This is a genomic window from Microbacterium sp. WCS2018Hpa-9 (assembly GCF_031843745.1).
Taxonomy (GTDB): Bacteria; Actinomycetota; Actinomycetes; order Actinomycetales; family Microbacteriaceae; genus Microbacterium.
Genome location: NZ_JAVTIY010000006.1, coordinates 22,362 through 41,481 on the forward strand (window position 1 = coordinate 22,362; position 19,120 = coordinate 41,481).

Sequence of the window (19,120 nt, forward strand, 5' to 3'; positions counted from 1 at the left end):
ATGCGTGCAGCCGTCATCGGCGGAGGCCCCGCCGGGCTCTACTTCGCCGCTCTCATGAAGCAGCTCGATCCCACCCACGAGATCACGGTGTGGGAGCGCAACGCGCCCGACGACACGTTCGGGTTCGGGGTCGTGTTCAGCGATGAGACCCTCGGCGGGATCGAGAACGCCGACCCGGTGATCGCGCAGCGCATGGGCGAGCAGTTCGCGCGCTGGACCGACATCGACGTCGTCTTCGGCGGCGAGACCCACACCATCGGCGGTCAGGGCTTCGCGGCGATGGGGCGCAAAGAGCTGCTGCAGCTGCTGCAGCAGCGCTGCCTCGAGCTCGGAGTGACGATCCTCTTCCGCACGCCCGCGCCGGATGCGGCCGAGCTCATGGAGCAGTACGACCTCGTCCTCGGTGCCGACGGCATCAACTCGTTCGTGCGGGGGCAGTTCGCAGACCGGTTCGGGCCCGATCTCGATCGTCGCGCCTCGAAGTACATGTGGCTCGGCACCGACCGGGTGTTCGAGGCCTTCACCTTTGCGGTGTTGCACACCCCGCACGGCGTGATGCAGCTGCACGGCTACCCGTACTCCGATGCGAGAAGCACCTTCCTCATCGAGATGCACGAGGACGTGTGGAGGGCCGCCGGCCTGGACGCGACCAAGGACGAGGTCTTCCCTCCCGGCGTCAGCGACGAGCGTTCGGTCGCGAAGATCCGCGAGTTCTTCGCCGACGTGCTCGACGGCCACGAGGTGCTGACGAACAACTCCAAGTGGCTGAACTTCACCACGGTGCGCAACGATCACTGGCACCACGAGAACCTCGTGATCCTCGGCGATGCGGCGCACACCGCGCATTTCTCGATCGGTTCCGGCACGAAGCTCGCCATGGAAGACGCCCTCGCGCTCGCCGCATGCCTGCACGAGCACGCGTCGCTCGACGAGGCGCTCGACGCCTATGAGGCGGAGCGTCGCCCCGTCGTCGCGTCGACGCAGCGCGCGGCGCAGGCTTCGCTGGAATGGTTCGAGCGGATCGGTCAGTACGCCGATCAGGAACCCCTGCAGTTCGCGTTCAACCTGCTGACCCGCAGTCGCCGGATCACGCTTGAGAACCTGGCGATGCGCGACCCCGAGTTCGCAGCGGAGATCGTTCGAGGGGCACCGCTCCCGCGCCGCGACGACACCGAGCCGGCGATGTTCAGACCGCATCGCATCGGTCGTCTCGAGTTGAAGAACCGCATCGTCGTGTCGCCGATGGACATGTACTCGTCGGTCGAGGGGGTTCCGGGCGACTTCCACCTGGTGCACCTCGGCTCCAAGGCCATGGGTGGTGCCGGACTCATCATGACCGAGATGGTGTGCGTGTCGCCCGAAGGGCGGATCACTCCGGGGTGCGCGGGGCTCTACACCGACGAGCAGACGGGGGCGTGGAAGCGCATCGTCGACTACGTGCACGGCCAGTCGACCGCCAGGATCGGCGTGCAGATCGGGCATTCGGGGCGCAAGGGCTCCACCCGGCGGATGTGGGAGGGCATCGACCTGCCGCTCGAGCAGGGCAACTGGAACACGGTCGCACCGTCTGCACTGCCCTATGCGGCGGAGAACCAGGTGCCCCGAGAGATCGATCGAGCGACGATGACGGCGATCCGCGAAGATTTCGTGGCGGCGACCCGTCGTGCCATCGACGCGGGATTCGATCTCGCCGAGCTGCACGCCGCTCACGGCTACCTCATCTCGTCGTTCCTGTCGCCGGTTTCGAACCAGCGCACCGACGAGTACGGCGGGTCGCTCGAGAACCGACTGCGGTACCCGCTCGAGGTGTTCGACGCGATGCGCGCCGCATGGCCTGAGGAGCGGCCGCTCACCGTTCGCCTGTCTGCCGAGGACTGGGTCGATGGAGGCAACACGGTCGACGACGCCGTCGAGATCGCCCGCGCATTCATCGCGCACGGTGCTGCGGCGATCGACGTGTCCTCAGGGCAGATCGCGAAGCACGAGCGTCCAGGGTTCGGCCGCAGTTACCAGACCCCCTTCGCCGACGCGATCCGCAATCGGGTGGCGGCCGCAGCCGGGGTCAGCGTGATCGCGGTCGGCGCCATCTCGAGTCACGATGACGTCAACTCGATCCTGCTGGCGGGGCGCGCCGACCTCGTCGCTCTCGGGCGCACCCACCTGTGGGACCCCCAGTGGACCCTGCATGCGGCTGCGGATCAGGAGTATCGCGGAGCGGGGGCCGAGTGGGTGCCGCAGTTCCGTGCGGGCTCGCGCAAGCCGCCGTCATCGCGCACCGACGCGGTTCGCCCTCGACTCGCTCTCGTGCGGGATCCGCAGAGAGACGCCGCCGAGTCGAGTCACCGCCGCTGGGTGCCGGCGTCGACGACGCTCGACGCTCTCGCCCACTGACCCAGCGTCGTCCGACGCGCAGATCGACAGAGACACCGACACGAAGGAGACCGCACATGTCGCGGCAGATCATCAACCCAGACTCGCTCGTGAAGCCGAGCGGATTCGCCCACGGCGTCCGAGCCGGGGAGTTCGTCTATCTCGGCGGGCAGACCGCGATGGATGCCGAGGGGCACATCGTCGAGGGCGGCATCGTCGAGCAGTTCGTCCAGGCGTTCTCGAACGTGCTCACCACGCTCGCCGCCGCCGGAGGCGAGCCGCGCGATCTTGTCGACGTCACCATCTATCTCACCGACGTCGAGGACTACCAGCGCAACGGGCGCGAGATCGGCCGGCGTTGGCGCGAGCTGGCAGGCACGGAGTACCCCGCGATGGCGGGGATCGGAGTGACGAGGTTGTGGCAGCCTGAGGCGCTGATCGAGATCCAGGGCGTCGCACACCTCGCGGCATCGCAGGACAGCTGATGCGTCTCGCCACGGTGCGGCGAGCGGGCCGCACGCATGCCGCCGTCGGAGACGCCGCCGGCTGGGTGCTGCTCGACGAGTCCGATGCGCAGGAGCTGATCTGTGCGCCGAACTGGCGGGCGCACGCAGAGGCCGCGCTGCGGCATCCGGCCAGGGTCGATGTCGAGGCACGAGAGTTCGCGAACCCTGTGCCGCGGCCGTCGAAGGTGTTCTGCTGCGGATTGAACTATCGCGACCACATCGTCGAGACCGGTCGACCGGTGCCCGAGTTCCCGACCCTGTTCGCCAAATTCGCCGACACGCTAACGGGCGCAGAAGACGACATCCTCGTGCGCAACACCGACAAGCTCGACTGGGAGGCAGAACTCGCCGTCGTGGTGGGCGCCGAAGTGCACCGGGCCGACCGCGAGCAGGCGCAGGCGGCGATTCTCGGATATGCAGTGTCGAACGACATCTCCATGCGCGACTGGCAGCAGCGCACGCTGCAGTGGCTGCAGGGCAAGGCGTTCGACGCGACGACACCGGTGGGCCCCTGGGTGGTCACTGCCGACGAACTCGATCCCCGCGGCGGGCTGCGCATCACCTGTGCGGTGAACGGTGAGCTGGTGCAGGACGCAGACACGTCCGAGCTCGTGTTCGACGCCGCCGATCTGGTGGCCTACGTGTCGCAGATCACGGTGCTGCGCCCGGGTGACATCGTGCTCACCGGCACGCCGGGGGGAGTGGCGCTCGGGATGCCGGAGCCGCGGTGGCTGCGCGACGGCGACCTGGTCACGACCGAGATCGAGGGGATCGGTGTGCTCCGCAACACCATCCGCTTCGACGACCAGCCGTAGCAGCGAGTCACTGACGCGTGAGGGGCCGGGGAGGTGACTCCCCGGCCCTTGCGAGCCTGTATGAGTCAGGTGGTCGTGAGGCCGTGGGCCTTCGCCACGGCATCCAGCGTGATGCGCCCGCCCTGGACGTTGAGGCCCTTGGCGAGTGCGGCGTCGTCTGCTGCGGCACGCTCCCAGCCCTTGCCGGCGATGGCAGAGACGTAGGGGAGTGTGGCGTTGGTCAGTGCCCGCGTGGCCGTCTCGGGCACGGCGCCCGGCATGTTCGCGACGCAGTAGTAGATCGAGTCGTGCACGGCGAAGGTGGGGTTGTCGTGCGTCGTGGGACGAGAGCCCTCGAAGCATCCGCCCTGGTCGATCGCGATGTCGACCAGCACTGATCCGGGCTTCATCCCGGCGACCATCTCGTCGGTGACGAGCTTCGGCGCAGCGGCACCGGGGATCAGCACCGATCCGATCACCAGATCGGCCGTCGCGAGCTCTTCGGCGATGTCGTATCGGCTCGACGCGCGGGTCTCGAGGGCGCCACCGTAACGGTGTTCGAGCTCGCGCAGACGCGGAAGCGAGATGTCGATCACCGTGACCTTGGATCCGAGGCCGAGCGCGTTCGCGGCCGCATGCTCACCGGCGACGCCGCCGCCGATCACGACGGTCTTGGCGCGGGGGGTTCCGGCGATGCCGCCCATCAGCACGCCGCGTCCGCCCGCGGATCGCATGAGGGAGTACGAGCCCATCGTCACGGAAAGTCGACCGGCGATCTCGCTCATCGGCACCAGCAGGGGCAGGCTGCGGTCGGGCAGCTGCACGGTCTCATAGGCGACGGCCGTGGTTCCCGCGTCGACGAGCGCAGTCGTCAGCGCCCGGTCAGCGGCGAGATGCAGGTAGGTGAAGAGGGTGAGGTCGGAACGCAGGAAGCCGTACTCCTGGGCGATCGGCTCCTTCACCTTGATGAGGAGGTCTGCCTCGCCCCAGGTCTCCTCGGCCGTCTCGACGATCTCGGCGCCCGCGATCCGATACGCCTCGTCGGAGATGCCGGAACCGACTCCCGCTCCCGACTGCACGAGCACGCGATGGCCCTCGTGAACCAGTCGGTCGGCGCCCGCGGGGGTGAGCGCGGTGCGGTTCTCGTTGTTCTTGACCTCGGTCGGCACGCCGATCTTCATCGATCCTCCAAGTGACGGTTGCGTGAGTGCATCTCAGAATCGCAGAAACGGCGACGAATCGACAGAATGCCTGAAGAACATTCGTTTCCCTCACAGATCCTGCATAATCATTCGCATGGAGACGTCATCCGAAGCCCCTCAGACGAACACCCTTCGGGCGCCGGCACTCGATGCGGTCGATGCCAGGATCGTACAGCTGCTGAGCGCGGACGGTCGGATGACCAATGCAGAGCTCGCAGGCCAGCTCGGCGTCGCCCCGTCGACCGCGCACGCCCGTCTGCGTGCACTCGTCGAGCGGGGAGTCATCAGCGGCTTCCACGCGAGCGTCGACGAGCGGATGCTGGGCGCCGGCCTGCAGGCCATCATCGGCGTGAGCCTTCGGCCGAGCGCCCGACGCGAGAGCATCGTCGAGTTCGCCGACCGGGTGCGGGCGCTGCCGCAGGTGATCCAGGTCTTCTTCCTCGGTGGAGACGACGACTTCCTGCTGCACATCGCCGTCGCCGACTCGTCCGAGATGCGAGAGTTCGTGCTCGAGCACCTCTCGGCGCAGAGCAGTGTGGCCTCGACGCGCACCAGCATCGTGTTCGACTATCACCGCAACTCGGTCGCGGCGTCCTTCCGCTGAGGTTCGACGCAGACCCTGCGGCCGGACCGAGCCTCGGGCGAACGTATATATTGCTGTGCCTCACCGGGCGGAATTATCGTGAGGGCGGGGATTGGGGCGGGCGCAGAAGGCGGCTCGCACCCGCTGGGGGATGCGATGTCACGAGTACTCGATGATGCGGAGATGGCCGCGTGGCTGGGCCGACTCTCGGGCGGACTTTGGGTGCCGCCCGCCGATGGCGAGGGCGAGGGCGACGGTGCGACGGTGCCCGCGTGGTTCACGGCGGAGGTGATGCGGCTCGACGGCCCGCTCGGCATGCTGCAGCTCTCGAACTTCGGCACTATGAAGGCGGCTGACCCGGATGCGTTCGAAGCTGCCCTGCTGCGCAGATCCATCGGCGCCACGATGCTATACAGCACGCTCGAGACCTCGCACACGGTCAGCTACGAGGTCGGCGCTCCGGAGGGCATGGACATCATCATCCTTGGCATGGCGAATCAGGGCGGACAACGGTTGCGCACCGCTGCGGGCGTGCAGCTGATGAGCGTGGGGCGGATGGGATTCATGTCGAGTCTCGGGGCGTCGTCGATCGAGCATCTCGGGGTGAGCGAGACGACCGGTGTGGTCGTGCCGGTCGCCGCCGTGCCGGGATACCAGCACGTGCTCGCAGCAGGAGCCGACATGTTTCCCGATACTCCGCTGACCAGGGCCGCGGGGGCCGCTCTGGGGCGCATGCTGTTCGAATGGGCGAAAGATCCTGATCAGGAGGAAAGAGCTCTGGCGGGCACCGAAGTGGCGCTCGTCGCGCTCGTGCGCAGTCTGTTCCGGCAGTTTCCCGGTGACGGTGAGACGGATCGGGCCGGTCTGGTGCGTGCTGAGGCGGATCAGATCATCGAACGACGCCACCGGGATGCGGCATTCGGGATCGCGGAGCTCGCAGATGAACTGCATGTCAGCCGCCGCCAGCTCTTCCGGCTGTACGCCGGGATGGACGAGAGTCTCGCCGCGCGGTTGCTTCGCCGACGGTTGGTGACGGCACGGGAGCAGCTGTTGTCCACTCCGCCACAGGATCTCGCGACGGTCGCGGCGCAGTCCGGCTTCGCAGACGCGGCAGCGCTTCGTGCCCAGTTCTCCCGTCACGTCGGGGTGAGTCCGAGTGCATTCAGGATGGCCGCGCGCACGCAGGCCTCGCGTCTTGCCGAGGCGATGCTTCTCAGCGACGAGCAGCCAGGACCCACGGCCTGAGTCGGCGGCGCCGGCGCCGGAACCGAACGCGGGTCGGCGCGTACGAGGTAGAGGCGTCTGGTGTGGTCGAGACGCTGACTGAATGTGGTGCGCAGAGTGACACGCGACCGCGATTCGGGTGCCAACCGTCGCACAGCGTGCCGGGCTCCGCTCATCCGGTGACGGGACGGTCCGCAGCGCTTCCTGCGTACCGGGCGCGTGCCTAACCTGAACCTGCCCGCGTCCCCAGGCGGGCCATGACGGCGGGTGATGCGGGAGGCGCGACTTCTCATACACCGGCCGTCACGGCTTCCGGACGCGGCGGGATCGCCCGTCCGGAAGCTCGGGGGCAGGCGCGCGAGCGCTGGGCACGACGGATCGCAGGCGCACAGCGCAGGCGGACGTGCGGGTGCCTCGGTCGGGGGGGCCGAGGCATCCGCGAAACCCTGCGCGACCGCACCGCACCGCACCGCTCGGCTCGAGAACGAGGTGCGGATGCCGCCCTCAGGCGCCGAACGACGAGGGCAATGCGCAGTAGTCCGCGAAGCGCCGGGTCGGACTCGCGGGGTCTGAGACATCGACGATCGCAGCGGCGATCGAGTGCGGCGTCTCGTCGTCGGCGAGCTGCCACACGATGAAGTTCCAGAGACCGCGCGCTGTCGTGCTGAGCAGCTCAGCCGGACCCGAGACGAGGAGAACGGCGCCGCTGGCTGAGGAGGCTCGGAACGGCGCGATGACGTCGGTGCGCAGCGCCTGCTCATCGCCGTCATCGCTGTGCTCGCGCACCACCTGCTGGCCCGCCGACGTCAGGGCAGTCGCGAAGTCGTCCGCTGCTCGGCGCGAGCGCCCGGCATCCGCTCCGGCGACGACGACCAGCCGTCGCCCGCGAGGGTACAGGTGCAGGAACTCCGTTGAGATGTCGGACCAGACGTTGCTCATGATCTCAGGCTACGCCCGGTCTGGCGGGCGGGGCCGTGCCGGTCAGAGATACGTCATGAGTCCGACGAGCAGACTGACGATGAAGACGAGCAGAGGCATCATCAGCATCACGATGCACGCCCCGGCCGTCAGGAGGGCGGCGACTCCGAGCCGCACAGGCAGCGCGGCGCGGGGGACCCCAAAGCGCGGCAGCCCGCCCGACAGCATCAGCGCGACGGCCGCGACCACGATGGCGAGGGGAAGCGAGGCGAACGCGACATCGCGGATACGTTCTGGCACGATCGCCCCGTCGAGATCGAACACGAACAGGCCCAGAGGGACGGCGCTGAGGAGGGTGAGAGCGAGCGATGCGGCGCTCAGGCAGAGGGAGCTCGTGCGGCGCACGTGCACGGCTTGTTCGGACAGGGGTTCTGTTGTCGGCATCCGGCGAGCGTAGAACCGAGCGCCGACGCCCCACCGCGGTTATCCACAGGGCATCACGACAGAGCCCCTCGGATGCCGAATTACGGCATCCGAGGGGCTCTGTGCAGAGAGGGTCAGGCCTCCTCGACGAGGAAGCGGCTGTAGGCGCCGAGTGTCAGGAACGCCGGGAACTCCTCGTGCAGAGCGACCTCGCGGAACACCGATGCCGCATCGTCGAAGCGGTCGCCCTCGCGTCGCTCGACCTCGTCGAGCACCTCGCCGATCAGGCCCTCGACGTACTCGGCGGTGATCGGTGTGCCGTCTTCGGTGGTGCGGTCCTGGTGGATCCACTGCCACACCTGCGAGCGACTGATCTCGGCGGTCGCGGCATCCTCCATCAGGTTGTCGATGGCCACCGCGCCGAGCCCGCGCAGCCATGCCTCGAGGTAGCGGATCGCCACCGACACGTTGTCGCGCACGCCCTGAGCCGTGATCGGGCGGCCGATGTGCAGGTCGAGCAGCTGCGACGCGGTCACCATCACCTCGGGGCGCTGACGATCGACCTGGTTCGGGCGGTCGCCGAGCACCGCGTCGAACTCGGCCTGCGCCGTGGGGATCAGGTCGGGGTGCGCCACCCACGTGCCGTCGAAGCCGTCGCCGGCCTCGCGCTTCTTGTCGGCCGAGACCTTCTCGATCGCCCGCTCGGTCACCTCGGGGTCACGGCGGTTCGGGATGAAGGCGCTCATGCCGCCGATCGCGTAGGCGCCCCGCTTGTGGCAGGTCTGCACGAGCAGCTCGGTGTACGCCCGCATGAACGGCACCGTCATCGTCACCTCGCTGCGGTCGGGAAGCACGAAGCGTGCGCCGCGACCGCGGTAGTTCTTGATGATCGAGAAGATGTAGTCCCAGCGTCCGGCGTTCAGGCCTGCGCAGTGGTCACGCAGCTCGAAGAGGATCTCGTCCATCTCGAACGCCGCGGGCAGGGTCTCGATGAGCACGGTGGCGCGGATCGTGCCGTGCGGGATGCCGATGTACTCCTCGCTGAACGAGAACACGTCGTCCCACAGCTTGGCCTCTTCGCTGGACTCGAGCTTGGCGATGTAGAAGTACGGTCCGCGGCCGTTCGCGATCAGTTGCTGCGCGTTGTGCAAGAAGTACAGCCCGAAGTCGACGAGCGAACCGGATGCCGCGGTGCGGCGCCCCGCACGGTCGATGAACTGCAGGTGCTTCTCGGGCAGGTGCCAGCCGCGAGGGCGCATCACGATCGTGGGCGTGCGCTCGGCGGTGACTCGGTACTCCTTGCCCGGCCCTGAGTCGCTCGCGGGGCCGGTGAACGAGAGCTCTCCGCGGATGGCATCCCGCAGCGAGAGCTGACCCTCGATGACGTTCTTCCAGGTGGGGCTCGTGGCGTCCTCCTGGTCGGCGAGCCACACCCGTGCTCCGGAGTTCAGGGCGTTGATCGTCATCTTCGGGTCGGTGGGCCCGGTGATCTCGACCCGACGGTCTTCGAGTCCCGGGCCGGGGCCGGCGACACGCCAGTCGGCATCCGCACGGATGTGCGCGGTGTCGTCGCGGAAGCGCGGGTCGTGCCCGTTGCCGATCTCGAACCGGCGGCGCATGCGGTCGGCGAGCCGGTCGTGGCGACGAGCGGCGAAGCGGTGGTGCAGCTCGGTGAGGAACGCGATCGCCTCGGGAGTGAGGATCTCGTCGTAGCGCTCACGCAGCGGGCCGGTGACGGTGATCGCCGGGCCCTGCTGGGTCGTCTGGATCGGAGCGGTGGTCGGGGGAGCGGTGGGAGTGGTCATGATCTGAGTCCTTTACACGAGGCTTAGTGGAACTGCGCGGCTTCGGTGGAGCCGGCGAGGGCGAGGGTCGCGCTGTCGGGGTTGAGTGCGGTCGAGATGACGTCGAAGTAGCCGGTGCCCGCCTCGCGCTGGTGCTTGGTGGCGGTGTAGCCGTTCGCCTCTGCGGCGAACTCGGCCTCCTGCAGCTCGACATACGCGCTCATGGCGCGATCGGCGTAGCCGCGGGCGAGGTCGAACATCGAGTGGTTCAGGGCGTGGAAGCCGGCGAGCGTGATGAACTGGAACTTGTAGCCGAGGCCTGCCAGCTCCTGCTGGAACGTCGCGATCTCGGCGTCCGACAGGTGGCGCTTCCAGTTGAAGCTCGGCGAGCAGTTGTAGGCGAGCAGCTTGCCAGGGAACTGCTCGTGGATGGCTGCCGCGAAGGAACGAGCCAGCTCGATGTCGGGCTCGCCCGTCTCGACCCACAGCAGGTCGGCGTACGGGGCGAACGCGAGGCCGCGGCTGATGACCGACTCGATGCCGGGGCGGATGCGGTAGAAGCCCTCGGCGGTGCGCTCGCCGGTGGTGAACTGCTGATCGCGCGCATCGACGTCGCTCGTGAGCAGGTCGGCTGCGAGAGCATCCGTCCTGGCGATGATGACCGTCGGGACGCCCGAGACGTCGGCCGCGAGACGAGCGGCGTTCAGCGTGCGGATGTGCTGCTGCGTGGGCACGAGCACCTTGCCGCCCAGGTGGCCGCACTTCTTCTCGCTCGCAAGCTGGTCCTCCCAGTGGATGGCGGCGGCTCCCGCCTGGATCAGCGACTGCGCGAGCTCGTAGGCGTTGAGGGGGCCACCGAAGCCGGCCTCGGCATCGGCCACGATCGGGGCGATCCAGTCCTGGGTGATCTCGCCCTCGGCGTGCTCGAGCTGGTCCTGACGGATCATTGCGTTGTTGATGCGACGCACGACCGCCGGCACCGAGTTCGCGGGGTAGAGCGACTGGTCGGGGTAGGTCTGGCCGGCGAGGTTGCCGTCTGCGGCGACCTGCCACCCTGAGAGGTAGATGGCCTTGAGGCCTGCCCGCACCTGCTGCACGGCCTGGCCGCCGGTGTAGGCGCCAAGCGCTCGCACGTAGTCCTCGGTGTGCAGCAGGTTCCAGAGGTTCTCAGCCCCGCGGTGGGCGAGGGTCGCGTCTTCGCGCACCGAGCCGCGGATGCGGATGACGTCTTCGGCCGAGTACGTGCGCTCGACGCCGTCCCAACGGGGATCGGTCTCCCAGATCTCCCGGAGCTCGGCGGCCGTCTGAACCTGGTCGCCGGCGCGCAGACCTGCGGGTCGCGGGGTGTGGTTCTGAGCGGTGTTCGTCATGGTGTCTCCTCCGTTGGATGCCCGGACCGTGAAGCCGGGTGGCGTGTTTCCACTGTGGGTGAAGATCTGACCCGAAACCGGCCGATCGGTGTGTGAAGATCAACAGAAATTCTGTTTCTGTGACAGAATCGGCCGCATGAGCACCTCAGCGGTCGAAGAAGACGCCGACTCCCTCACGATCGGACGACGCATCCGTCAGCTGCGCACGGCGCGCGGGATGACCCTCGACGACCTCGCCGCGGCGGTCGATAGGGCGCCCAGCCAGATGTCGATGATCGAGACCGGCAAGCGCGAGCCGAAGCTCACCCAGCTGCAGGCGATCGCGCGCGCTCTCGGCGTCACGATCGATGCGCTGCTCGAAGGCGAGCCGCTCGACGAGCGCAGCGCGATCGAGATCGCCCTCGAGCGCGCCATGAAGGGGCAGACGTTCCAGGCGCTCGGGATCGAGCCGTTCCGCATCGCGAAGAGCATGCCGACGGATGCGCTGAAGGCGCTGCTTGCCCTGCACGGGGAGATCGACCGGCTCAGGGATGAGCGGGCGGCCACGCCGGAGGAGGCCAGGCGTGCGAACGTCGAACTGCGTCACCTGATGCGCAGGCAGGACAACCATTTCGCCGACCTCGAGAGCGAAGCCGCTGAGATCCTCGCGGCGGTCGGTCATCCGGGCGGGCCGCTCACGCAGCGCACCGCTTCGGAGATCGCCGCCTACCTCGGCTTCACCCTGCACTACGCGCCGGACCTTCCGCAGACCACGCGCAGCGTCGCCGATCTCGCGAACGGGCGCCTCTACCTCTCGAGCAGTGTGCCGGCCAAGGGCGATGCGAGAACGGCCGTGCTGCAGGCGCTGTCCAGCCGCATCCTCGGGCATGCCGAACCGCACAGCTATGCCGAGTTCCTGCGCCAGCGGGTCGAGACGAACTATCTCACCGGGGCGCTGCTGATCCCGGAGGCGCACGTGGTTCCCGCGCTGAAGGATGCGAAGTCCCGCAGGGCAATCTCGATCGAGGATCTGCGCGACGCCTATTCGGTCTCGTACGAGACGGCGGCGCACCGCTTCACGAACCTCGCGACGCGCCACCTCGACATTCCCGTGCACTTCCTCAAGGTGCACGAGTCGGGCACCATCACGAAGGCCTACGAGAACGACGACGTGAACTTCCCCACAGACAGGCTCGGTTCGATCGAGGGCCAGATGTGCTGCCGGCGGTGGACGAGCCGTGTCGTGTTCGACGAGGACGACCGTTTCAACCCGTACTACCAGTACACCGACACGGGCAACGGCACCTACTGGTGCACCGCCCGTGTCGAGGCGTCGAGCGAGGGGCTGCACTCGGTGAGCGTGGGCGTGCGCTTCGACGACACGAAGTGGTTCGTCGGTCGCGACACCCCGCACCGAGGGGTCTCGAAGCACTCGGTCGAGGTGTGCTGCCGCCGAGCGCCGGCCGAGCTCGAGGGGCGCTGGCGCGAGAACTCCTGGCCGAACGTCAAGACTCCCCGCACCCTGCTCGCCACGCTGCCGACGGGTGCCTTCCCCGGGGTCGACACGACGGACGTCTACGAGTTCCTCGAGGCACACGCACCCCGCTGACGAGCCTCAGCCGAGAGTCGCGGGCTTCTTCGGCACCAGCGAGACGGCCACCGCCGCGACGATCGCCACGAGGGCGAAGGCGACGAAGTTCCACTCGACGCCGATCGCGAGGGAGGCCAGCCAGCCGCCCATGATCGGACCGAGGATCGCACCGATGCGCGCGAAGCTCAACGCCCAGCCCGCCGCTGTCGCACGCACCGATGCCGGGTAGTAGTCGGTGATGTAGGCCGTGAGCACGAGGGACGTCGAGATCGAGCCGATGCCCGAGATGGCCACGAGCACGAGATTCACGAACATCCCGTTCGGGAACATGAGCAGCAGGCAGGCGACTCCGCCCAGCGCATAGAAGATGATGAGCACCGGCTTCGCTCCGAAGCGGTCGGCGAGGTAGCCGAGCCCCAGCCCACCGACGGCGGACGCGAGGCTGAAGACCAGCAGGAACGTGAGCGCGGGGCCGAGGTCGTAGCCGGAGGCGCGCATGATCGACGGCAGCCACGAGTTCAGGCCGTAGACCAGCAGCAGCCCGGCGAAGAGCGAGATCCAGAGGAAGACGGTCGAGCGCAGGTACCGCCGGGAGAAGAGCTGGTGCAGGATGCTGTGCCACGGGCGGCGCTCGCCCTCGGGAAGAGCGGGGCGGTCGGTGGGGATGTAGGGGTGGATGCCGAGCCGATCGGCGAGAGCGACTGCCTTTTCGTGACGACCGCGATTCTCGAGGGATTCGAGCGACTCTGGCAGCACCTTCGCGATCACGGGGATGAGCAGGATCGGGAGAGCGCCGACCGCGATCACCCAGCGCCACCCGAGGTGCGGGAGCAGCAGGATGGCGACGAGTGCCGACACGACGATGCCGAGCGAGTAGCCGGAGTACATGATCCCGTAGTTCAGGGCTCGTCGCCGTGGCGCCGAGAACTCGATCGTGAGCGCGGCGGCGACCGGGATGATGCCGCCCATGCCGAGGCCACCAAGGAAGCGGAAGAGGCCGAAGATCTCGGGGGCGGGGGCGAGCGCTGCACCGAGCTGCATCAGCGTGAAGATCGACATCGACACCAGCAGCATCCGCTTGCGGCCGACCCGATCGCTCAGGGTGCCGATGAAGAGCGCGCCGATCAGCATTCCGACGAGAGCCCAGGATGCGAGGCCTCCGAGCTCGACGGGGGAGAGCGACCAGGCGGCGTCCTCGGCGAGAGCCGGCAGCACCGCGCCGATCACGCCGATGTCGTAGCCGTCGGCGAGGATCGCCATCCAGCAGCTGAACAGGACTATCCCGGTGATGCGTCTCGGTACCGGCCACGCCTCGGTGGCGTCGGGTGCAGTGGATGTTCTAGACAACGTCGTCTCCTTCGCAGTGACGCGACAGTGCGTCGAGCGGATGCGGCCGAACGACCAACATCGCAAAACTATGACGAGCGTCACCGAAATGCAATATCTAATTCGGATCAGACGGCGTTCCATCGCAGGTTCGGCGCCGCGCGGAACTCGTCGAGTGGCGCGGAAGGGTCGGCGACCGGGAAGAGGGTGATCAAGAGGGGCGCGCTTGCGGGCAGCGGTGCGGCCAGGTAGACGAGCGCCGCAGGGCCGCTCGTGCTGCTCAGGGCAACGCGGGTGTCACGCCCTTCGATCGTCTGGACGGCATCGCTCGCGGGTGCTCGCAGGATCGCCGAGGCTGCAGACGTCGCGCGCGCGAGCAGAGTCGAGTCGCCGGCCCAGGGCAGGAGGGCGTCGGGGTGCAGCCCGCACGCCCGCGCGAGCTCGCCGTGCACCCATCGATCGCGCTTGAGCCCGTACGGGGTCGCTTCGAGGGAGAGAAGGTATCCGTAGCAGTGCAGGAGTCCGGCGTTGCCGACGGGCCAGGTGGCCTCGATGCCGGCGCGGTCATGCAGCACATCGAAGAGCGCTCGCGGGATGACGGCGGTGCCGGTGTTCTCGTCGATCGCGGTCGAGCGCCCCCAGGTGTCGAATCGGCGCGCGGCGCTGTCGTCGTCGATCGCGCTGCCGATCCACGGGATCGAGTCGAGCGCGGCGTGCGCAGAGGCGGGGGTGTCGGCGAGGGCGAGGGTCGCCGCGCGCGTGAGCTGGTCGATTTCGGACACGGCGCTCACCATACGCGACTGGCGTGGACGGAATGTTCACACGGTGTTTACGCAAGGTGGTCGTTCTGTCCACATCCATTGCCCACACTGGACGAAGCGTCCACACAGAAAGTACCCCGTGAACTCCATTCTCCTCTTCGACTTCGACGGCACGATCGCGCTCGGCGACGGTCCCGTTCTCGCCTACGCCACGCAGGTGGCGACCGCACTCGGTGACGACGGCAGCTTCGTCGAGTCGATCCGCAGCGCGCTCGCCGCATCCGATGGCGAGGCACTCGACGGCTACGACGCCGTGCGGCGGGCGGCCACGCAGCGAGGGGCCGACTCGCGACTCCTCAGTGCCGCCTACCGGGCCAGCCGTGCGCAGCTCGCCACGCCCGCAGCTCCGATCACCGCGCCCGACGGGCTCGCCGACTTCCTGGCCGAGGCGGCGACGGATGCCGAGCGGATGCTCGTCACCAACGCTCCGGCGACCCGCATCGACGCCGCGCTCGATGCCCTGGGACTCACGGGGCTCTTCGATCGCATCGTCACCGGAGCGGGCAAGCCCGCCGGACTCGAGGCCCTGCTCGCGGCTCTTCCGCACGACTCCCGGGTGCTGAGCATCGGCGACATCTGGCACAACGACCTCGCCCCCGCCCACGCTCGCGGTCACGCGACCGCGCTGATCGGCGGATTCGCCGACCCGGACGCGACCCCCACCTACCGCGCTGCCGACTTCGCGACGCTGATCCCTCAGCTCACCGCCTGGCTGCGTCCCTGAACCCGCACCTCTCCGCCCTCCCTCACCCCACCACCCCATCGAAGGATGACAATGCGTACCTCCCCCTTCCGCCGGACCGCCGCGGGGCTCGTCGCCGCAGGCGCCCTGCTCGCCGTCGTGCTCACCGGCTGCTCGACCGACACGGCCGCACCCGACGAGTCCGCCGCCCCCGCGGCCGACCCCGAGTCGCTCGTGCTCGCGCTGGTCCCCTCGCAGGACCAGGACGGCCTCGTCGACACCGCGGCTCCGCTCACCGACTACCTCACCGAGGAGCTCGGCATCGAGGTGACCGGTGTGGTCTCGAAGGACTACCAGGCCGCAGTCGAGGCGATGGGCGCCGGTCAGGCCCAGATCGGATTCCTGCCGTCGCTGCAGCTGTGGCAGGCGAACGACATGTACGACGCGTCGGTCGTGCTGCAGACCGAGCGCAACGGCAACATCACCTACCCCGCGCAGTTCATGACGAACAACCCCGACAAGTACTGCGACGACGAGCCGGTCGAGCGCGACGGGATGCTGTTCTGCAACGGCGCGGACGCCATGTCGGGCCCCGCCGGCCTCGACAGCATCGGCAAGGTCGAGGGAGCGAAGGTCGCACTGCTCGGCCCCGGCTCGCCTGCCGGCTACATCTACCCGGTCCTCGCGCTGCAGGAGGCGGGGCTCGACACGGACACCGACATCCAGCAGATCCCCGTGACCGCGAACGACGCCTCGGTGCTGGCTGTCTACAACGGCGACGCCGAGGTCGGCTTCAGCTTCTGGGATGCTCGCACGATCGTGCAGAAGGACACCCCCGACGTCGGCCAGAAGGTCGTCGTCTTCGCCCTGACCGAGGAGATCCCGAACGACGGCGTCGCTCTGTCGTCCGACCTCTCGCCCGAGCTTCAGGACCGCATCTCCACGGCTCTCGAAGACTTCTCGAACACCGAGGAGGGCTCCGAGATCCTCACGAGCATCTACTCGATCACGAAGCTCGCGCCGGCCGACCCCGACTCGCTCGACGTCGTCGCACGCGCCGCCCAGGCCCTGGGGCTCCAGTAAATTGTCCGATCAGATCCAGCACGTGGACGCCGCAGCGCAGGCTGCGGCGTCCACGCCGTGGTCCATCCGTCTCGATGGCGTCACGGTGCGATACCCCAACGGGACGATCGGCCTCGACCGGGTGTCCCTCGACATCGACGCCGGAGAGATGGTCGCCGTCGTCGGCCTCTCGGGGTCGGGCAAGTCCACGCTCATCCGCACCATCAACGGCCTCGTGCCCGTGACGAGCGGAACGCTGGATGTCGGCGAGCACCGCGTCAGCGGAGCCTCGCCGCGCACCCTGCGGCGGCTGCGCGGCGACATCGGAATGGTGTTCCAGGGGTTCAACCTCGCCGGCCGGGCGAGCGTCCTGCAGAACGTGCTCGTCGGACGCCTCGCCCACACGCCGCTCTGGCGCACTCTGCTGGGGGCCTACCCCGACGCCGACCGGCAGCTCGCCTATCAGGCTCTCGACCGTGTCGGCATCCTGCCGAAGCTCCACTCGCGCGCATCCGACCTCTCGGGAGGGCAGCAGCAACGCGTCGCCATCGCACGGGCACTGGCGCAGGAGCCCCGCATCGTCCTCGCTGACGAGCCCGTCGCGAGCCTCGACCCGCCCACCGCGCACGGCGTGATGAACGACCTCCGCCGCATCAACCGAGACCTCGGCATCACCGTGCTGGTCAACCTGCACCTGCTCGACCTCGCTCGCGAATACGGTGCGCGGATGATCGGCATGCGCGCGGGGCGGATCGTCTACGACGGTCCGGCCGCGAGCGCGACGGACGCCGACTTCGAGAGCATCTACGGTCGATCCCTCACCGCGGACGATCGGCTCGACACGTGACCGAGGCGACACCGGCACCGCTCGAGATACCTCGGCGGCCACCCGGCGCGTGGCGCGGACCCGTGATCCTGCTGGCGGTCGTCGCCATCACCGTCGTCATGTGCCTGCCCGGAATCGGCATCGGCGTCGACCTCTCGGCAATCGCGCGCAACTGGCAGAACGGCGCCGACAAGATCATCAAGCTGCTGATGCCCGACTGGAGCTTCTTCCCGCGCACGCTGCCACCGCTCATCGAGACACTGCAGATGGCCGTCATCGCGACCGCGATCGGCGCGGTGATCTCGCTGCCGCTGAGCTTCTGGGCGGCGCGCGCCACCAACCCGAACGCTCCGGCGCGCATCGCCGTGCGCGGCATCCTGAACGTCATCCGCAGCGTTCCCGACCTGCTGTACGCGGCGATCCTCGTCGCGATGGTCGGTGTCGGCGCACTCCCCGGCATCCTCGCGCTGCTGCTGTTCAACGTCGGCATCATCGTCAAGCTCGTCTCGGAGGCGATCGACACCAACGACCGGGGTCCGCTCGAGGCCGGGCGTGCGGTCGGCGCCACTCAGACGAAGATCAACCGCACGCTCGCTCTGCCCGACGCCTGGCCGGCGTTCGCGAACCAGACGCTCTACGTCTTCGAGCTCAACGTCCGCGCCTCCACCGTGCTCGGTCTGGTCGGAGCCGGCGGCATGGGGCTGCTCATCGACGCCGTGCGCACGTTCTACCGCTACGACCAGCTCTCGCTCATCATCCTGGAGATCCTCATCGTCGTCATCGTGATCGACCTCGTCTCCGACGCCATCCGACGGAGACTCGTATGACCGCCGCGCTCACCTCGCCCGGCACCCTCACGGTGATCCCCGACAAGCCGCGCCGACCCTGGCTCATCGCCTCATGGATCATCGTCACCGGCATCGTCGTGCTGGCCTTCTGGTCGATCGACATCAACTGGGCACGTCTCGCCGACCTGCCATCGGAGATCGTCCGCTACACGTTCCTCATGTTCGGCGCTCCGAACTGGGAGAAGCTGCCCGAGGCGCTCTGGCAGACCTGGCGCAGCATCGAGATGGCCTGGGTCGGCACGATCCTCGGAATCCTGCTCGCGACCCCCATCAGCCTTCTCGCCGCGCGGGGCTTCGGCCCCGCCTGGCTGCGTGCGCTGCTGCGCGGGCTGTTCTCGCTCATCCGCGCGGTTCCCGAGATCATCATCGCGATCGTGATCCTGTCGGTCACAGGGCTCACCCCCTTCACCGGCGCGCTCGCGCTCGCGATCAACGGCATCGGCACGCTGGGCAAGTGGGGCTACGAAGCGGTCGAGGCCGTGCCGCGCGGGCCGATCGAGGCCGCACGTGCGGCGGGTGGCGGCACCCTGCAGGTGCTGCGTTGGGGCGTCTGGCCCCAGGCAGAGCCCGCGTTCTGGTCGTTCTGGCTGTATCGCTTCGAGATCAACGTGCGCTCGTCCGCCGTGCTCGGTCTGATCGGTGTCGGCGGAATCGGTGACATGCTCACCTCCTATACCCAGTACCGTGAGTGGTCGACGGTGGGCGTCCTGCTCATCGTGGTCGTCGCTGTCACGATGCTGATCGATGCCGTCTCCGGCGCGATCCGCCGCCGGATCATGGAGGGGGCCCGCACCCGTGTTTTCGCCTAGCG

General features: G+C 68.4%; 18 protein-coding genes. 11 read left to right on the plus strand and 7 right to left on the minus strand.

Translation table 11 applies throughout. The features are described from left to right. The 3 genes from RQG82_RS13115 to RQG82_RS13125 are packed head-to-tail and all read left to right on the plus strand — an operon-like array spanning position 1 to position 3,691. Positions 1-2,391: a bifunctional salicylyl-CoA 5-hydroxylase/oxidoreductase gene (locus tag RQG82_RS13115; RefSeq protein ID WP_311259503.1), complete on the plus strand. Its 2,391-nt coding sequence runs from the start codon at positions 1-3 to the stop codon at positions 2,389-2,391. Positions 2,392-2,447: 56 nt separating this feature from the next. Next, on the plus strand, positions 2,448-2,855 hold the full coding sequence (locus RQG82_RS13120; RefSeq protein ID WP_311259504.1) for a RidA family protein: 408 nt from the start codon (positions 2,448-2,450) through the stop codon (positions 2,853-2,855). Further along, positions 2,855-3,691 carry a fumarylacetoacetate hydrolase family protein gene (locus RQG82_RS13125; RefSeq protein ID WP_311259505.1) on the plus strand — a complete coding sequence of 279 codons (837 nt, stop codon included), beginning with the start codon at positions 2,855-2,857 and terminating at the stop codon, positions 3,689-3,691. The genes RQG82_RS13120 and RQG82_RS13125 overlap by 1 nt, the downstream gene beginning before the upstream one ends. A gap of 65 nt (positions 3,692-3,756) precedes the next feature. Here RQG82_RS13125 and ald read toward each other — a convergent pair whose 3' ends face one another. Further along, positions 3,757-4,851 carry an alanine dehydrogenase gene (gene ald / locus RQG82_RS13130; protein ID WP_311259506.1) on the minus strand — a complete coding sequence of 365 codons (1,095 nt, stop codon included), beginning with the start codon at positions 4,849-4,851 and terminating at the stop codon, positions 3,757-3,759. 115 nt (positions 4,852-4,966) lie between these two features. On the opposite strand from ald, the gene RQG82_RS13135 reads away from it, so the two are divergent. Both RQG82_RS13135 and RQG82_RS13140 read left to right on the plus strand, forming a co-directional pair. Next, positions 4,967-5,476 carry an Lrp/AsnC family transcriptional regulator gene (locus tag RQG82_RS13135; RefSeq protein ID WP_311259507.1) on the plus strand — a complete coding sequence of 170 codons (510 nt, stop codon included), beginning with the start codon at positions 4,967-4,969 and terminating at the stop codon, positions 5,474-5,476. A 162-nt stretch (positions 5,477-5,638) separates the two neighbouring features. Then, positions 5,639-6,700, plus strand: coding sequence for a helix-turn-helix domain-containing protein (locus RQG82_RS13140; RefSeq protein WP_311259508.1), 1,062 nt, complete (start codon positions 5,639-5,641; stop codon positions 6,698-6,700). A gap of 483 nt (positions 6,701-7,183) precedes the next feature. On the opposite strand, the gene RQG82_RS13145 is transcribed toward RQG82_RS13140, so the two are convergent. From RQG82_RS13145 to aceA, 4 genes are all read right to left on the minus strand, one after another. Next, positions 7,184-7,618, minus strand: coding sequence for a hypothetical protein (locus RQG82_RS13145; protein WP_311259509.1), 435 nt, complete (start codon positions 7,616-7,618; stop codon positions 7,184-7,186). Positions 7,619-7,660: 42 nt separating this feature from the next. Next, positions 7,661-8,041, minus strand: a complete 381-nt coding sequence (locus tag RQG82_RS13150; protein ID WP_311259510.1) for a hypothetical protein — start codon at positions 8,039-8,041, stop codon at positions 7,661-7,663. Between the two features lie 113 nt (positions 8,042-8,154). Then, positions 8,155-9,825: a malate synthase A gene (gene aceB / locus RQG82_RS13155; RefSeq protein WP_311259511.1), complete on the minus strand. Its 1,671-nt coding sequence runs from the start codon at positions 9,823-9,825 to the stop codon at positions 8,155-8,157. A 23-nt stretch (positions 9,826-9,848) separates the two neighbouring features. Continuing rightward, positions 9,849-11,174 carry an isocitrate lyase gene (gene aceA / locus RQG82_RS13160; RefSeq protein ID WP_311259512.1) on the minus strand — a complete coding sequence of 442 codons (1,326 nt, stop codon included), beginning with the start codon at positions 11,172-11,174 and terminating at the stop codon, positions 9,849-9,851. A gap of 136 nt (positions 11,175-11,310) precedes the next feature. On the opposite strand from aceA, the gene RQG82_RS13165 reads away from it, so the two are divergent. Further along, positions 11,311-12,762, plus strand: coding sequence for a helix-turn-helix domain-containing protein (locus tag RQG82_RS13165; RefSeq protein ID WP_311259513.1), 1,452 nt, complete (start codon positions 11,311-11,313; stop codon positions 12,760-12,762). Between the two features lie 6 nt (positions 12,763-12,768). On the opposite strand, the gene RQG82_RS13170 is transcribed toward RQG82_RS13165, so the two are convergent. After that, positions 12,769-14,091, minus strand: a complete 1,323-nt coding sequence (locus tag RQG82_RS13170; protein ID WP_311259514.1) for an aromatic acid/H+ symport family MFS transporter — start codon at positions 14,089-14,091, stop codon at positions 12,769-12,771. A gap of 107 nt (positions 14,092-14,198) precedes the next feature. Then, positions 14,199-14,852 carry an amino acid deaminase gene (locus tag RQG82_RS13175; protein WP_311259516.1) on the minus strand — a complete coding sequence of 218 codons (654 nt, stop codon included), beginning with the start codon at positions 14,850-14,852 and terminating at the stop codon, positions 14,199-14,201. 118 nt (positions 14,853-14,970) lie between these two features. Between RQG82_RS13175 and RQG82_RS13180 the strand changes: the two genes are divergently transcribed. From RQG82_RS13180 to phnE (RQG82_RS13200), 5 genes are read left to right on the plus strand one after another with little or no spacing between them, the layout of a single operon-like run. Continuing rightward, positions 14,971-15,615 (plus strand): HAD family hydrolase, encoded by a 645-nt coding sequence (locus tag RQG82_RS13180; protein ID WP_311259517.1) that lies wholly within the window; start codon positions 14,971-14,973, stop codon positions 15,613-15,615. A 51-nt stretch (positions 15,616-15,666) separates the two neighbouring features. After that, positions 15,667-16,656 (plus strand): phosphate/phosphite/phosphonate ABC transporter substrate-binding protein, encoded by a 990-nt coding sequence (gene phnD / locus RQG82_RS13185; protein WP_311259518.1) that lies wholly within the window; start codon positions 15,667-15,669, stop codon positions 16,654-16,656. Positions 16,657-16,678: 22 nt separating this feature from the next. Beyond that, on the plus strand, positions 16,679-17,482 hold the full coding sequence (gene phnC, locus RQG82_RS13190; RefSeq protein WP_311259519.1) for a phosphonate ABC transporter ATP-binding protein: 804 nt from the start codon (positions 16,679-16,681) through the stop codon (positions 17,480-17,482). Beyond that, on the plus strand, positions 17,479-18,288 hold the full coding sequence (gene phnE, locus RQG82_RS13195) for a phosphonate ABC transporter, permease protein PhnE (RefSeq protein WP_311259520.1): 810 nt from the start codon (positions 17,479-17,481) through the stop codon (positions 18,286-18,288). The genes phnC and phnE (RQG82_RS13195) overlap by 4 nt, the downstream gene beginning before the upstream one ends. Next, positions 18,285-19,118 carry a phosphonate ABC transporter, permease protein PhnE gene (phnE, locus tag RQG82_RS13200; RefSeq protein ID WP_311259521.1) on the plus strand — a complete coding sequence of 278 codons (834 nt, stop codon included), beginning with the start codon at positions 18,285-18,287 and terminating at the stop codon, positions 19,116-19,118. The genes phnE (RQG82_RS13195) and phnE (RQG82_RS13200) overlap by 4 nt, the downstream gene beginning before the upstream one ends. Positions 19,119-19,120 lie beyond the last annotated feature (2 nt).